The 14,469-nt window shown below is 63.8% G+C and carries 14 protein-coding genes; 10 read left to right on the top strand and 4 right to left on the bottom strand.

Features of this window, described 5'->3' with window-relative positions:
• The first annotated feature begins 25 nt into the window (after positions 1-25).
• The 6 genes from purN (at position 26) to nadC (ending at position 6,930) form a co-directional block, all read left to right on the top strand.
• Positions 26-676: a phosphoribosylglycinamide formyltransferase gene (gene purN / locus P9220_RS00990; RefSeq protein WP_309763156.1), complete on the top strand. Its 651-nt coding sequence runs from the start codon at positions 26-28 to the stop codon at positions 674-676.
• Positions 673-1,983 (top strand): RsmB/NOP family class I SAM-dependent RNA methyltransferase, encoded by a 1,311-nt coding sequence (locus P9220_RS00985; protein WP_309763155.1) that lies wholly within the window; start codon positions 673-675, stop codon positions 1,981-1,983. Before purN ends, P9220_RS00985 begins: the two co-directional genes overlap by 4 nt.
• Positions 1,984-1,989: 6 nt before the next feature.
• Positions 1,990-3,366 (top strand): mechanosensitive ion channel domain-containing protein, encoded by a 1,377-nt coding sequence (locus tag P9220_RS00980; RefSeq protein WP_309763154.1) that lies wholly within the window; start codon positions 1,990-1,992, stop codon positions 3,364-3,366.
• A gap of 263 nt (positions 3,367-3,629) precedes the next feature.
• Positions 3,630-4,829: an acyl-CoA desaturase gene (locus P9220_RS00975; RefSeq protein ID WP_309763153.1), complete on the top strand. Its 1,200-nt coding sequence runs from the start codon at positions 3,630-3,632 to the stop codon at positions 4,827-4,829.
• A gap of 110 nt (positions 4,830-4,939) precedes the next feature.
• Positions 4,940-6,067, top strand: coding sequence for a quinolinate synthase NadA (nadA, locus tag P9220_RS00970; RefSeq protein WP_309763152.1), 1,128 nt, complete (start codon positions 4,940-4,942; stop codon positions 6,065-6,067).
• On the top strand, positions 6,064-6,930 hold the full coding sequence (gene nadC, locus P9220_RS00965) for a carboxylating nicotinate-nucleotide diphosphorylase (RefSeq protein ID WP_309763151.1): 867 nt from the start codon (positions 6,064-6,066) through the stop codon (positions 6,928-6,930). The genes nadA and nadC overlap by 4 nt, the downstream gene beginning before the upstream one ends.
• 6 nt (positions 6,931-6,936) lie before the next feature.
• On the opposite strand, the gene nadB is transcribed toward nadC, so the two are convergent.
• From nadB to radC, 4 genes are all read right to left on the bottom strand, one after another.
• On the bottom strand, positions 6,937-8,535 hold the full coding sequence (gene nadB / locus P9220_RS00960; RefSeq protein WP_309763150.1) for an L-aspartate oxidase: 1,599 nt from the start codon (positions 8,533-8,535) through the stop codon (positions 6,937-6,939).
• Positions 8,536-8,717: 182 nt separating this feature from the next.
• The gene (gene rpmG / locus P9220_RS00955; RefSeq protein ID WP_014190626.1) at positions 8,718-8,885 is read right to left on the bottom strand and encodes a 50S ribosomal protein L33; all 168 of its coding nucleotides are present in this window, start codon (positions 8,883-8,885) and stop codon (positions 8,718-8,720) included.
• Positions 8,886-8,896: 11 nt separating this feature from the next.
• Entirely contained in the window at positions 8,897-9,130 is a 234-nt protein-coding gene (gene rpmB / locus P9220_RS00950) for a 50S ribosomal protein L28 (RefSeq protein ID WP_008351171.1), read from the bottom strand.
• A gap of 231 nt (positions 9,131-9,361) precedes the next feature.
• A complete protein-coding gene (radC, locus tag P9220_RS00945; RefSeq protein WP_309763149.1) occupies positions 9,362-10,099 on the bottom strand; it encodes a DNA repair protein RadC in 738 nt (245 codons plus the stop codon).
• Between the two features lie 204 nt (positions 10,100-10,303).
• Here radC and P9220_RS00940 point away from each other — a divergent pair, with 204 nt between their 5' ends.
• From P9220_RS00940 to P9220_RS00925, 4 genes are all read left to right on the top strand, one after another.
• Entirely contained in the window at positions 10,304-10,759 is a 456-nt protein-coding gene (locus P9220_RS00940; RefSeq protein ID WP_309763148.1) for a peptidylprolyl isomerase, read from the top strand.
• A 2-nt stretch (positions 10,760-10,761) separates the two neighbouring features.
• The gene (gene ispH / locus P9220_RS00935; RefSeq protein WP_309763147.1) at positions 10,762-11,730 is read left to right on the top strand and encodes a 4-hydroxy-3-methylbut-2-enyl diphosphate reductase; all 969 of its coding nucleotides are present in this window, start codon (positions 10,762-10,764) and stop codon (positions 11,728-11,730) included.
• A gap of 334 nt (positions 11,731-12,064) precedes the next feature.
• Complete coding sequence (locus tag P9220_RS00930) at positions 12,065-13,282, top strand: branched-chain amino acid ABC transporter substrate-binding protein (RefSeq protein WP_309763146.1); 1,218 nt, start codon at positions 12,065-12,067, stop codon at positions 13,280-13,282.
• Between the two features lie 222 nt (positions 13,283-13,504).
• A complete protein-coding gene (locus P9220_RS00925) occupies positions 13,505-14,455 on the top strand; it encodes a branched-chain amino acid ABC transporter permease (RefSeq protein ID WP_309763145.1) in 951 nt (316 codons plus the stop codon).
• Positions 14,456-14,469 lie beyond the last annotated feature (14 nt).

The following is a 14,469-nucleotide window of genomic DNA, read 5'->3' as shown; positions in this document are numbered from 1 at the left end:
CGCCGCCGAATGATAAAATCCGCGGATGAAAAAAATCGTCATTCTGATTTCCGGACGCGGGAGCAACATGGAAGCCGTCGTGCGCGCGTGTGCGCGTGAAGGCTGGCCGGCTCGCGTCGCGGCGGTCATTTCCAACCGTCCCGATGCCGCCGGGCTCGGCTTCGCGGCTGCGAACGGCATCGAGACCGCCGTGGTCGATCACCGCGAGTTCGATGACCGCGCCGCATTCGACGCCGCGCTCGCCCGCGAAATCGACCGCTTCGAGCCGGATGTCGTCGTGCTGGCCGGCTTCATGCGCGTGCTGACCGATGCTTTCGTCGAACGCTATGCCGGTCGCATGCTGAACGTTCATCCGTCGCTGCTGCCGTGTTTTCCGGGGCTGCGCACGCATCAGCAGGCGCTCGACGCCGGCGTTCGCGTGCACGGTGCGAGCGTCCATTTCGTGACGCCGACGCTCGACCACGGGCCGATCGTCGCGCAGGGCGCGGTGCCCGTCATCGCCGGCGACGATGCCGCCGCGCTCGCCGCGCGCGTGCTGACGGTCGAACACATCATTTACCCGCGCGCGGTGCGCTGGTTCATCGAAGGGCGTCTTTGTATCGAGGGCGAACGTGTCGCTCTCACGCCGTCTGAGCCGCAATGGCTCTTTGCCGACATTGCCGGGGAGGGCGTATGAGGCTGCATGGATTTCTGATTGGTCAAACCGAAACGCTGCTGGCGGACGTGCTGCGCTTCGCCGGTCCCGCCGATGCCGCGACGAGCCGCTTCTTCCGCGCGCATCCGAAGCTCGGCCACGGCGAGCGCGGCGTGATTGCCGAGGCGGTTTTCGCGGTGCTGCGCCGGAAGATGGAGTTCTCGCATCTCGCGGAAAGCGGCAGCGGCAACCAGGCGCGGCGTCTCGCGCTGCTGGGGCTGATGCAGACGGCAGGCCTGAGCGCGCTCAAGCCGCACGTGTCCGCCGACGAATATCAATGGCTCGCGCAGGTATCGAAGATCGATCCGGCGAGCCTGCCCGTGCGCGTGCGCACGAATCTGCCGCAATGGATTCACGACGCGATGGCCAGGCGCTTCGAGCCGGAAGAGCTCGCGCAGCTCGCCGCCGCGCTGAACTATCCGGCACCGCTCGATCTGCGCGCGAATCCGATCAAGGCGACGCGCGAAGCGGCGCTGAAGGCGCTCGTCGACGCGGGCATCGACGCGGGCGAAATGCCGTTCGCGCCGTTCGGCATCCGCGTGGACGGCAAGCCCGCGCTCACGCGTCTTGCGCCGTTCCAGGAAGGCTGGATCGAAGTGCAGGACGAGGGCAGCCAGTTGCTGTGCTCGCTGATGGCGCCGCGCCGTGGCGAGATGATCGTGGATTTCTGCGCGGGCGCGGGCGGCAAGACGCTCGCGCTCGGCGCGATGATGCGCTCCACCGGCCGTCTGTATGCCTTCGACGTGTCCGATCGCCGTCTCGCGAAGCTGAAGCCGCGCCTCGCGCGCAGCGGCTTGTCGAACGTGAACCCGGTGCTGATCGACAGCGAGCATGACGCGAAGATCAAGCGTCTCGCGGGCAAGATCGATCGCGTGCTCGTCGATGCCCCGTGCTCGGGCCTCGGCACGCTGCGCCGCAATCCGGACCTGAAGTGGCGGCAATCGCCCGCGACCGTCGCGGAGCTCACGCCGAAGCAATTGTCGATTCTCACGAGCGCCGCGCGCCTCGTGAAGACGGGCGGCCGTCTCGTCTATGCGACGTGCAGCATGCTCGAAGCAGAAAACGAGGGCGTCGTCGCGCAGTTCCTGGAAACGCATCCGAACTTCCGCGTCGTTCCCGCGCGCGATGTGCTCGCGGAGCAGCGCATCGATCTCGATACCGGCGATTACCTGTCGCTGTGGCCGCACAAGCACGGAACGGACGGCTTCTTCGCCGCCGTGCTGGAGCGCGTGCCCGAAGCGAAGGCCCAGAAGGCGACGCAGGATGACGCCGGGGAACAAACCGCTTAAGCGTCGATGCAGAACCGCTTCCTGACGCACCTGTCCGAGCGCCTTTTCCGCGATTTCGGCGAACCGGAAGTGCTCTGGCAGGTGGGCGCGCTGCTCGGCCTGCTCGCGGTCGCATGGTGGTGCGCGCGGGTGCTGCGCAGAAAGCTCGATGCGCGTCGTCAGTCGCGCTTCGAGGCCGTTCGGTTCGGCGCGGAAAGCCTCAACAAGGCGCTGTTTCCGCTGCTCGGCATGGTCTTCGTGGCCATCGCGCAGCTCGCGCTGGCGCCGTTCATCCACACGTCGCTTTTGCGGCTCGCGCTGGTGCCGCTGTGCGGCATCACCGTCATCTACATGATGTTCTACGCGGTGCGGCGCGTTTTCCGGACGAGCGGCAGCGGCGGGACGGAGCATGAAGCGCACGCGTTGCTCTTCGTGTTCGAAAAACTCGTCACGGTGATCGTCTGGCTTGCCATGCTGCTCACGGTGATGGGCATTCAGGACGACGTCGTCCGCTGGATGGCGAGCGTACGCTTCAACTTCGCCAACGCGCACATGACGCTGCTCTCGCTCGCCTCGGGCGTGCTGTGGGTCTGCGTGACGCTGATCGTGGCGATGTGGGCCGGCGCGCTCATCGACGACCGCCTGATGCGCGCCCGCTCGCTCGATGCGAATCTTAAGGTCGTGCTTGCGCGCGTCGCGCGGGCGCTGATGATCCTGGCGGCGATCCTCGTGAGCCTGTCGATCGTCGGCATCGACATCACGGTGCTCGGCGTGTTCGGCGGCGCGCTCGGCGTGGGGCTCGGCTTCGGCTTGCAGAAGATCGCGAGCAACTACGTGTCGGGGTTCATCATTCTGCTCGACCGGTCGCTGCGGCTCGGCGACATGATCAGCGTGGGCGGCTCGCAGGGCACGGTCACGCAGATTCGCACGCGTTATACGGTGGTGCGCGGGCTCGACGGCATCGAAACGCTGATTCCGAACGAAAAGCTCATTACCGATGTCGTACAGAATCACTCGTCGTATCTGACGCGCGGGAACGCGAAGGTCGCCGTGCAGGTCAGCTATGAGTGCGACGTGGAACGCGCGATGCAACTGCTCGTCGAAGCGACACAGGGCGTCGAGCGCGTGTTGCAGGACCCGGCGCCCGCTGCGCTGCTCGCGAGCTTCGGCGCCGACGGCATCAATCTCGAACTGAGCTTCTGGATCGAAGACGCGGCCAAGGGCACGGGCGGCGTTAAGTCGCAAGTCAACCGGTGCGTGTGGCGGTTATTCTCGGAGAACGGAATTGCCATTCCGTATGCGCAGCGGGAAATCAGAATCGTCCAGGGCGCAGCGGCCGGCCCGGTACGAAATGCCGAACGGTGGCGCGATGACGGCGCAGGTGTGCCTCAGAGCGCGGTCTGACTAGTGGGGCGTGCGTCATTCCTTCCGTTTCCGTAAGGAACCGAACGGAAAAGCGGCGCGTGAGATTTTCCCGGTTTGCGGGAGATTCAAAAAAATTCACCTTTCCGACAAAGACTTGGAACGACTGCAGTAGAATGCGATCGAACCCGCGCGCACACCTTTCACGTGCCCGACAAGCCGGCCGCCTCGCGTTTCGGAATCGCCTCGGAACGGTTTTAACCGGCCATTTTTCCCGAATTTCACAGCTACACAGGTAAACCGCCTTGCTGAATTCTTCCCTCGAATTTCTCGCCAACGGATTGCTCGACTTTTCTTGGTGGCAGATTCTGCTGTTCACGCTTGCAGTGACGCATGTCACCATCGCTGGCGTCACCATTTATTTGCACCGCTGCCAGGCGCATCGCGCGCTGGACCTGCATCCCATCGCAAGCCATTTCTTCCGCTTCTGGCTGTGGATGACCACCGGCATGCTGACCGGTCAGTGGGCCGCGATTCACCGCAAGCATCACGCGAAGTGCGAGACGGAAGAAGATCCGCACAGCCCGCAGACGCGCGGCATCTGGAAAGTGCTGCTCGAAGGCGCGGAACTGTATCGCGCGGAAGCGAAGAACGAAGAAACGCTGCGCCGCTTCAGTCACGGTACGCCGAACGACTGGATGGAACGCAACGTGTACACGCGCTATCCGATTCTCGGCATCAGCATCATGATGGTGATCGACGTCGCGCTGTTCGGCATCGTCGGGCTGTCGGTGTGGGCCGTGCAGATGATCTGGATTCCGTTCTGGGCGGCGGGCGTGGTCAACGGTCTCGCGCACTTCTGGGGCTACCGCAACTTCAATTCCGCCGATGCGAGCACCAACATCTTCCCGCTCGGCATCCTGATCGGCGGCGAAGAACTGCATAACAATCATCACACGTATGCGACGTCGGCGAAGCTGTCGAGCAAATGGTACGAGTTCGATATCGGCTGGCTCTACATCCGCATTCTGTCGGCAATGGGTCTCGCCAAGGTGAAGAAGCTCGCGCCCACGCCGCGACTCTCGGAAAGCAAGGCAGTGGTGGATCACGACACGCTGCAGGCCGTGCTGGCCAACCGCTACGAAGTCATGGCGCGCTACGGCAAGGCGCTCAAGCACGCATACGCTCAGGAACTGGCGAAGCTGAAGGAAGCCGGTGCGCGCGAGAAGTATCAACTGATGCGCGGCGCGCGCAAGTGGTTCCATAAGGAAGAAGACGGCCTGAACGAACCGCAGCGCCAGCAACTGCCCGAGTTGTTCTCGGACAACCAGAAGCTGCGCACGTATATCGAACTGCGGAAGGATCTGGCGGCAATGTGGGACCGTTCGAACGCGTCGCGCGAGCAACTTCTGGCTCAATTGCAGGACTGGTGCCATCGTGCGGAGCAGAGCGGCATCAAGGCGCTGCAGGATTTCGCGCTGCGTTTGCGTCGCTACGCTTTGTAAGCGATATCCGCTAAGATTTTAAGACGTCACAAGACCCCGCTCTGGCGGGGTCTTTGTTTTTGTGCCGCGGATTTCGCATTGTTTTTGGCTCGAAGGGTGGGACAGGAGACATGGAAGCGATCAGAAGCGTCGAGTACGACCGGCCGCAAGGCCTGACGTGTGGAGTGGGCGAGGCGTGGGCGAGAGTGCCCAACGCGCCATCGCCGGAAGAAAAGCGTGCGCTGAAGGAGCGCATTCGCGCGCTGTTGCGGCGCGAGCAGGCGGTGCTGGTGGCCCACTATTACGTCGATGCCGAGCTCCAGGAGCTCGCCGACGAAACCGGCGGCTGCGTCGCCGATTCCCTGGAAATGGCGCGCTTCGGCCGCGACCACGGCGCAAAAACGCTGGTCGTCGCGGGCGTGCGCTTCATGGGCGAAACGGCCAAGATTCTGAGCCCGGGGAAGCGCGTGCTGATGCCCGATCTCGATGCCACCTGCTCGCTCGATCTCGGCTGCCCGGCCGACGAATTCTCCGCGTTCTGCGATGCCCATCCGGAGCGCACCGTCGTCGTGTACGCGAACACGAGCGCCGCCGTGAAGGCGCGCGCCGACTGGATGGTCACGTCGTCGATCGGGCTCGAAATCGTCGCGGACCTGCACGCGCGCGGGGAAAAGATTCTGTGGGCGCCCGACCGGCATCTCGGCGGCTACATCCAGAAGAAGACCGGCGCGGACATGCTGCTGTGGCAGGGGTCGTGCCTCGTGCATGACGAGTTCAAGGGCATCGAGCTGGACCTGCTGCGCGCCGAATATCCGGACGCGAAGATTCTCGTGCATCCCGAATCGCCGGAAGCCGTCGTGCGGCTCGCGGATGTCGTCGGCTCGACCACGCAACTGATCGACGCCGCCGTGCGGCTCGATGCGCAACGCTTCATCGTCGCGACGGACCTCGGCATCTTGCACAAGATGCGGCTGGCCGCGCCGGGCAAGACGTTCATCGAGGCGCCCACGGCCGGCAACAGCGCGACCTGCAAGAGCTGCGCGCATTGTCCGTGGATGGCGATGAATGGCCTCGCCAATCTCGCCGACGTGCTCGAACGCGGCCACAACGAGATTCAAATCGATGCGGCCATCGGCGAGCGGGCGCGCGTGCCTATCGACCGCATGCTCGATTTCGCCGCGCGCCACAAGAAGCGCGTGCAGACGAGCGGCGATCTGGCCAACGACGCGGCGCTGTTCTCGAATGTGGGGGCGGCATGACGTCGATTTTCGAAGACGTGCGCGCCCAGTACGGCGAAGCATTCGATGCGGCGCTCGCCCGCAATGTCGCCGATGCGCTCGCGGAAGACATCGGCAGCGGCGACGTCACCGGCCGTCTCGTGCCCGCCGACGCGCGGCGCACGGCGCGCATTCTCGTGCGCGAGGATGCCGTGCTGTGCGGCGTGCCGTGGTTCGTCGAAGTGATGCGCCGCGTCGATCCGTCGATCGAGATGGAATGGCATTACGGGGAAGGGCAGCGCATGGCGGCGGACACGCCGGTCGCGTTACTGCGCGGTCCCGCGCGTGCGCTCCTGACCGCCGAGCGCAACGGTCTCAACTTCCTGCAACTGCTTTCCGGCGTGGCGAGCGCGACGCGCCGTTTTGTCGATGCGATTCAAGGCACGCGTGCCCGCATTCTCGATACGCGCAAAACGCTGCCGGGCTTGCGGCTCGCGCAGAAGTACGCAGTGCGTGTCGGTGGCGGCGCGAATCAGCGCCTCGCGCTGTATGACGGCATCCTCATCAAGGAGAATCACATCGCGGCGGCGGGTGGCGTGGGCGAGGCGATGGATGCGGCGCTCGCCCTGAACGCCGGCGTGCCCATTCAGATCGAAGTGGAAACCCTCGCGCAGCTCGAAACGGCGTTGACGCATCGCGCTGAATCGATCCTGCTCGATAACTTCGCGCTCGACGCCATGCGCGACGCCGTGCGCATCACAGCGGGCCGTGCGTTACTGGAAGTGTCGGGCGGCGTGAACTTCGAGACCGTGCGCGCGATCGCGGAAACGGGCGTAGACCGCATCTCGATCGGCGCGCTCACCAAAGACGTGCGCGCCACGGATTTCTCCATGCGCATTCTTTAGCGGCCGTTAAACGCCGCGTCGCCGCTTCGGTGGCGGCATCAGCACGGTCGGCAGCGCCTTCGGCAAGGTGCCGGGCCAGTCGCGGCTGAAGTGCAGGCCGCGGCTCTCGCGCCGCGTGCATGCGCTCTCCACGATCAGCGAAGCGACATCGACCAGATTCCGCAGCTCCAGCAGATCGCGGCTCACCTTGAAGTTCGCGTAGTACTCGTGGATCTCGTCGCGCAACAGCGCAATCCGATGCTGCGCGCGCGCGAGGCGCTTGTCCGTGCGCACGATGCCGACATAGTTCCACATGAGCCGCCGCAACTCGTCCCAGTTATGCGCGACGACGACTTCCTCGTCAGGGTCCGACACGCGGCTTTCGTCCCAGTCGGGCAGTTCGGCATGGCAGCCGGACGAAAATCCATCCGCCTCGATAGCATGCGCCGCCGCGCGTCCGATCACGATGCACTCCAGCAGCGAATTGCTCGCGAGCCGGTTCGCGCCGTGCAGTCCGGTGCAGGCCGTTTCGCCGACCGCATACAGCCCCGGCCGGTCCGTGCGCCCGGCCAGATCCGTGACGACGCCGCCGCACGTGTAATGCGCGGCGGGCACGACGGGAATCGGCTCCTTCGCGATATCGATGCCGAATTCGCGGCAGCGCGCGAGGATCGTCGGAAAATGCTCTTCGAGGAACGCGCGCGGCTGGTGGCTGATGTCCAGATACACGCAGTCGATGCCGCGCTTCTTGATTTCGAAGTCGATCGCCCGCGCGACGATATCGCGGGGTGCGAGTTCGGCGCGTGCGTCGTGCTCCGGCATGAAGCGCGTGCCGTCCGGCAGGCGCAGGATGCCGCCTTCGCCGCGCACCGCTTCGGAGATAAGGAACGACTTCGCGTACGGATGAAAGAGGCAGGTCGGGTGGAACTGGATGAACTCCATGTTCGCGACGCGGCAGCCCGCGCGCCACGCCATCGCGATGCCGTCGCCAGTGGCGGTGTCCGGGTTCGTCGTGTAGAGGTAGACCTTGCCCGCGCCGCCCGTCGCGAGGACCGTGTGCGGCGCCTGGATCGTCACGGTGCGGCCGGTTTTCAGGTCGAGCGCGTAGAGACCGTGGCAGCGATGGCCGGGCATGCCGAGCCGGTCCGAGGTGATGAGATCGATCGCGTAGTGATCTTCGAGAACGGTGATGTTCGGATGATTGCGCACGCGCTCGCTGAGCGTCGTGACGACGGCGTGGCCCGTCGCGTCGGCCGCGTGGATGATGCGGCGATGACTGTGACCGCCTTCGCGCGTCAGGTGGAAGCCGAGTTCGGCGGACATATCGCGCGTGAAGGGCACGCCTGCGTCGATCAGCCATTCGATGGCCGCGCGCCCGTTCTCGACGATGAAGCGCGTCGCCGCTTCGTCGCACAGGCCGCCGCCCGCGACGAGCGTATCGGCGACGTGGTTGTCGATGCTGTCGGCCGAGTCCAGCACCGCCGCGATGCCGCCCTGCGCCCAGTCGCTCGCGCCTTCGCTCACCGCGCGTTTCGCGATGATCGCGACGCGCCGCGTTTCGGCCAGATTCAGCGCGACGCTCAGTCCCGCGAGGCCGCTTCCTACGATCGCTACATCGAAATTCATGTTGCCGCGTCTCCGTTGCGTGTGCTTGCGTAGCCGGCAAGCATATCGCGCGGGGTGCGGCGGGAACAATGAAATCCCTCGCACGCGGGTGTGAAAGGCGTGGGAATGTCCAGGGCTGAAAAGCAGAAAGCCCCGCATGGGCGGGGCTTTCAGTGTCTTCCTACAGGTACTCGGATCAAGATTTACTTGATCTTGGTTTCCTTGTAGTCAACATGCTTGCGGGCGACCGGATCGAACTTCTTGATCAGCATCTTTTCCGGCATGTTGCGCTTGTTCTTGGTCGTCGTGTAGAAGTGACCCGTGCCTGCGGTCGACTCCAGCTTGATCTTGTCGCGTGCGCCTTTGGCCATGTGCGTGCTCCTTAGATTTCACCGCGTGCGCGCAGGTCTGCGAGCACGGCGTCAATACCGTTCTTGTCGATCAGGCGCAGGCCGGCGTTCGAGACGCGCAGACGCACCCAGCGGTTTTCGCTTTCAACGAAGAAACGGCGGTTCTGCAGGTTCGGCAGGAAACGACGCTTGGTCTTGTTGTTTGCGTGGGAAACGTTGTTGCCCGACATCGGGCCTTTCCCAGTTACTTGGCATACGCGTGCCATGATGACGCTCCTAATACACGTTGAGTCTGAATCGAACGCTCGAATGAAGGGAAATTCCTTCGCCCGATGCCTCTAATCGCCCGATTTGCCGATCGGGGACTTGGCAGCACGGTTATGCCAATGAGGACTGCGTGGACCAGAACAGGCGGTTGAAAAAAGCAAACGTGGATTCTAGCAGGAAAAACAGTGCGTTATCAAGATTTTCTGGCTTGCGCGCCGGTGCGGGCGGCGTCACAGCCAGCCCTCTCGCGCGAACGAAAAAATGTCATTCGATGCGACGACCATGTGATCCAGCAGCTTGACGTCAATGAGCGCGAGCGCGTCCTGCAGCGTGCGGGTGAGCTTGCGGTCGCTGGCGCTCGGCTCGACGCCGCCCGACGGATGATTATGCGCGACGATCAGCCCCGCTGCATTGAACGCGAGCGCCCGCTTCACGATTTCCCGCGGATACACCGCCACACGCGTGAGCGAGCCTTGCGCCTCTTCGCAGATATGCAGCAGCTGGTGACGCGCATCCAGATAGATGCAGATGAACACTTCGTTAGCCCGCGTGCCGATTTTGAGGCGGAGAAAATCCTCGACTGCGCCCGGCGAGTTCAGCAGCATGCGCTCGCGCGCCTTCTCCGCCAGCGCGCGCCGGCATATTTCGGACACGGCGAGCAGCGTCGCGGCGCGCGCCTCGCCGACACCGCGCTCGTCCTGCAAGTCGGAGGCGGACGCATCCAGAACGGCACGCAGTGAGCCGAATCGTCGCACGAGCGCGCGCGCCACGTCGACGGCCGTCAGGCCCGGCACACCCGTCCGGAGGAAAAGCGCGAGCAGTTCTGCGTCGGAAAGCGTGGCCGGCCCGCCCTTCAGCAGACGTTCGCGCGGGCGGTCGGCTTCGTCCCATTCAGGAATCGATAGCAACCGCAGCCGTTCTTGCAGCGCAGATTCGACGGGCTCGGGCAGCGGAAGCACGGCTGTCATCGCACGCTCCGCGCGGCCGGATGTGCGAGGCGTGGCGCACCAACGCCGCGCGTGCCCGTCACGGCGTTTCGCAACTCTGTCTTACAATAGCGGTTTTGGCGCTCGTCCCGATCCTGCGCCCCGCGGTTCGCAGCTTCGTGCCGAAGAGCCGCCGCTCGCCCGGCGCACGCCGCGCTTGTCACTGAACCGCCACATCCAATACTCATGAGCATCATCGATATCTCCGAGGTGAAACCCGGTTCCCATGTCACGCTTCATTACCGGCTCGCACTGGCTGATGGCGCCGACATCGTCAACACCTTCACCGACAAGCCCGCGACGCTCCTGCTGGGCGCGGGCCAGCTTGCGCCGCCGCTCGAAGAAATTCTGCTTGGATTGAAGGTCGGCCACCATTCGACCTTTCAGCTAACGCCGGATCAGGCGTTCGGGCCGCGCAATCCGGAGCTCGTGCAGCGGGTGTCGTTGGCGACGCTGCGTGAAAACAGCATGATCGGCGAGGATTTTTCTCCGGGTGATCTCGTCGAATTCAACGCGCCCAACGGCGGGCGCTATGCCGGCGTGCTGAAGGAAGTGGGGGAGACGTCCGCGCTCTTCGACTTCAATCACCCGCTCGCCGGCCAGGCGCTGGCCTTCGAAGTGAAAATCATCGGAATCCTGTAGCCATGAGCCTGACTGAAAGCCTCAACGACATCGAAACCGACCTCGAAATCCTGCTGGCCCAGCCGCGCGGGTTCTGTGCGGGCGTCGATCGCGCCATCGAGATCGTCGAGCGGGCGATCAAACTCTTCGGCGCGCCCATCTACGTGCGGCACGAGATAGTCCATAACGCCTATGTCGTCGCGGATCTGCGGAAGAAGGGTGCGATTTTCATCGAGGAGCTCGCGGACGTGCCCGAAGGCAGCACGCTGATTTTCAGCGCGCACGGCGTATCGAAGGCGGTGCGCGCCGAGGCCGAAACACGCGGCCTGCGCGTGTTCGACGCCACGTGCCCGCTCGTGACCAAGGTACACATGGAAGTCGCGAAGATGCGCCAGGAAGGCTTCGACATCGTGATGATCGGCCACAAGGGGCATCCTGAAGTCGAAGGCACCATGGGCCAGTCGGGCGAAGGCATGCATCTGGTGGAAGACATCGATGACGTCGAGAAGCTCGATCTGCGCGATCCGGACCGCATCGCCTACGTCACGCAGACGACGCTTTCCGTCGACGACGCTTCCGCCATCATCGATGCCCTGAAGCGAAAGTATCCGAACGTGAAGGAGCCGAAGAAGCAGGACATCTGTTACGCGACGCAGAATCGCCAGGACGCGGTCAAGTTCCTCGCGCCGCAGTGCGATGTGGTGATCGTGGTCGGCAGCCCGAACAGCTCGAACTCGAGCCGGCTGCGCGAAGTCGCCGAGCGTAGCGGCATCCCCGCCTATATGGTGGATTCGCCGACGCAGATCGATCCGGCGTGGCTGGAAGGAAAGAAGCGGATCGGTGTGACGGCCGGGGCGTCGGCGCCGGAAGTGCTGGCTCAGGCGGTCATCGAACGGCTGCGTGAGCTTGGCGTGCGCAGCGTGCGGTCGCTCGAAGGCATCGAAGAGACGATTTCTTTTCCGCTGCCGCGCGGATTGTCCTTGCCGCAGTAATTAGACGAAGTCCTCGAAAAGCGCCTCCGGGCGCTTTTTTTTCGCCGTCCGCCGTCGAGCACACCGCGTCCAAAAAGAGCCATGCACCAATTTGATACCGGCACGAACGAAGTCGAATAAAGACCCACTTCCGGAGTGGTGCAACTGCTGCACAAGGACAGATCGCAACCCGGTTGCGCTATTGCTGCGAAACAGCCCGAAAATCCGGGTTGCAATGCTGGAAAACCCCGCCACGCAAGAATATTGCTCGTCTCATATTTGGCGTTACAATTCGCGCGTCTTGAGTCCCAAGGGGCTTCGGTAACCGTTTTGGAAGGCGCAGGAGACCTGTTTGATGCGATTCAAGTTTGCTCACGCCGTGTCCATCGCGGCTGCGGTTGCAATGGCAACTGCATGCGGCAAGAAGGACGAAAGCGGGGCGAGCGGAGCAGCGTCGGCGGCGAGCGCCGCAGTTGCGCCGGCGGCCGCCGTGGCGCCCGCGAGCGAGGCGACGATCGTGAAGATCGGTCATGTCGCGCCGCTCACCGGAACGCAGGCGCACCTCGGAAAAGACAACGAGAACGGTGCGCGGCTCGCACTTGAAGAAATCAGCAGTCAGGGTCTGACGATCGACGGCCGCGCGATTCACCTGCAACTCGACAGCCAGGACGACGCCGCCGATCCGCGCACCGGCGAGGAAGCCGCGCAGCGTCTCGTCGACGACCATGTGGCGGCCGTGATCGGGCATATGAATTCGGGCGTGTCGATTCCGGCGTCGAAGATTTACAGCGATGCGGGCATCGCGCAGATTTCGCCCTCGACGACCAACCCGCAATATACGAGGCAAGGCTACAAGACGACGTTTCGCGTCGTCGCCACCGATGCGCAGCAGGGCCCCGTGCTGGCCGGCTACGCAATGAAGACGCTGCACGCGAAGAAAGTCGTGATCGTCGATGACGCCAGCGCCTACGGCCGCGGCCTCGCCGACGAATTCGCAAAGACGATTCAGGCGGGCGGGGTAAAGATCGCGGCGCGCGAGTCGACAACCGAGAAGGCGCGCAATTTCAAGGCGATCATCACGAAGATCAAGCGCATGCAGCCCGACGTGGTGATGTACGGCGGCATGGACGTGACAGGCGGCCCGTTCGCGAAGGAAGCGGCGGCGCTCGGCGTCAAGGCGAAGATTCTGGCGGGCGACGGCGTCTGCACGCAGCAATTGCCGGAACTGGCGGGCGATGCGGTGCAGAACATCGTCTGTTCGGAAGCGGGGCTCGCGCTCTCGAAGGTGGACAAGGGTGCGGACTTCGCGCAGAAGTACGAAGCACGTTTCCACACCCCGGTGCAGATTTACGCGCCGTTCACGTATGACGCGATGTACGTGATCGTCGATGCAATGAAGCGCGCCAATTCCATCGAGGCGGGCAAGGTGCTCGCGGCGATGGCCACGACGGACTTCAACGGTCTGACGGGGCATATCGCGTTCGACGACAAAGGCGATCTGAAGGCAGGCACCATCACGCTTTACGACTTCAAGGACAAGAAGAAGGACGTGCTCGACGTCGTCAGGCAGTAGCAGAGAGGCGTTTCTGAGTCTTGCGGCGCCTTATCGAAAGCGCCGTTTCGTATCCGTCTGCCGGAAGCCCGCACCTACCCGGCGGCGGGCGAAACGGCAGGCGATCAACCCTTACCGGTTTTTTTAAAAGTACGCGCAGTGCCGCTCCAGATTTCGCTTCACACCGGTTTATCGGCCGGTGATAAAGGCGTGATCCGGTCGCACGGGGCTAAGGAGCTTTAAATGGATATTTTCATCCAGCAGATCATCAACGGTCTGGTGCTTGGCAGCGTCTACGCCATCATCGCTCTGGGCTATACGATGGTGTACGGGATTCTCGGCATCATCAACTTCGCGCACGGCGACGTGCTGATGGTCGGCGCGATGGTCGCGCTGTCAGCGATCGGCGTCATGCAGAACCACTTTCCATCGATGCCCGGGCCGATCATGCTGACGATCGCGCTCGTCATTGCCGCGGTCGTCTGCGCGATCGTCGGCTATACCATCGAAAAGGTCGCGTACCGGCCGCTGCGCAGGGCCCCGCGTCTCGCGCCGCTCATTACCGCCATCGGCGTGTCGATTCTGCTGCAGACCATCGCGATGATGATCTGGGGCCGCAATCCGCTCGCGTTCCCGCAGCTCCTGCCGACCGATCCGATCAACGTGATCACCGCCGGCGAGAACAATCCGGGCGCCGTGATTTCGATGACGGAAATCGTGATCATCGCGGTCGCGTTCCTCGTGATGGCTGGCCTTCTGCTGCTCGTTCACAAGACCAAGCTCGGCCGTGCGATGCGCGCCATCGCCGAGAACCCCGGCGTCGCATCGCTGATGGGCGTGAATCCGAACTTTGTGATTTCCGCGACCTTCATGATCGGTTCGGCGCTGGCGGCGCTCGCCGGTGTGATGATCGCGTCGGAATACGGCAACGCGCACTTCTACATGGGCTTCATCCCGGGACTCAAGGCATTCACGGCGGCGGTGCTGGGCGGCATCGGCAATCTGGGCGGCGCGATGGTCGGCGGCGTGCTGCTCGGTCTGATCGAGCAGTTGGGCGCCGGTTACATCGGCGGTCTGACGGGCGGCGTCTTCGGCAGTAACTATCAGGACGTCTTCGCCTTTGTCGTGCTGATCATCGTGCTCGTGTTCCGTCCGTCGGGTCTGCTCGGCGAACGTGTCGCGGATCGCGCTTAAAGACCGAGTGAGGA

Origin of the sequence: Caballeronia sp. LZ016, assembly GCF_031450805.1 — a bacterium.
Lineage (GTDB): Bacteria > Pseudomonadota > Gammaproteobacteria > Burkholderiales > Burkholderiaceae > Caballeronia.
The sequence above is the reverse complement of the archived record's forward strand: the minus strand, read 5'-3'. Positions and strand labels throughout refer to the sequence as shown.

Bases quoted from the DNA above. Each gene is read 5' to 3' on its own strand.
- purN (WP_309763156.1), top strand. From the start codon at position 26: ATGAAAAAAATCGTCATTCTGATTTCCGGACGCGGGAGCAACATGGAA.
- P9220_RS00985 (WP_309763155.1), top strand. From the start codon at position 673: ATGAGGCTGCATGGATTTCTGATTGGTCAAACCGAAACGCTGCTGGCG.
- P9220_RS00980 (WP_309763154.1), top strand. From the start codon at position 1,990: ATGCAGAACCGCTTCCTGACGCACCTGTCCGAGCGCCTTTTCCGCGAT.
- nadA (WP_309763152.1), top strand. From the start codon at position 4,940: ATGGAAGCGATCAGAAGCGTCGAGTACGACCGGCCGCAAGGCCTGACG.
- nadC (WP_309763151.1), top strand. From the start codon at position 6,064: ATGACGTCGATTTTCGAAGACGTGCGCGCCCAGTACGGCGAAGCATTC.
- nadB (WP_309763150.1), bottom strand. From the start codon at position 8,535: ATGAATTTCGATGTAGCGATCGTAGGAAGCGGCCTCGCGGGACTGAGC.
- rpmG (WP_014190626.1), bottom strand. From the start codon at position 8,885: ATGGCCAAAGGCGCACGCGACAAGATCAAGCTGGAGTCGACCGCAGGC.
- rpmB (WP_008351171.1), bottom strand. From the start codon at position 9,130: ATGGCACGCGTATGCCAAGTAACTGGGAAAGGCCCGATGTCGGGCAAC.
- radC (WP_309763149.1), bottom strand. From the start codon at position 10,099: ATGACAGCCGTGCTTCCGCTGCCCGAGCCCGTCGAATCTGCGCTGCAA.
- P9220_RS00940 (WP_309763148.1), top strand. From the start codon at position 10,304: ATGAGCATCATCGATATCTCCGAGGTGAAACCCGGTTCCCATGTCACG.
- ispH (WP_309763147.1), top strand. From the start codon at position 10,762: ATGAGCCTGACTGAAAGCCTCAACGACATCGAAACCGACCTCGAAATC.
- P9220_RS00930 (WP_309763146.1), top strand. From the start codon at position 12,065: ATGCGATTCAAGTTTGCTCACGCCGTGTCCATCGCGGCTGCGGTTGCA.
- P9220_RS00925 (WP_309763145.1), top strand. From the start codon at position 13,505: ATGGATATTTTCATCCAGCAGATCATCAACGGTCTGGTGCTTGGCAGC.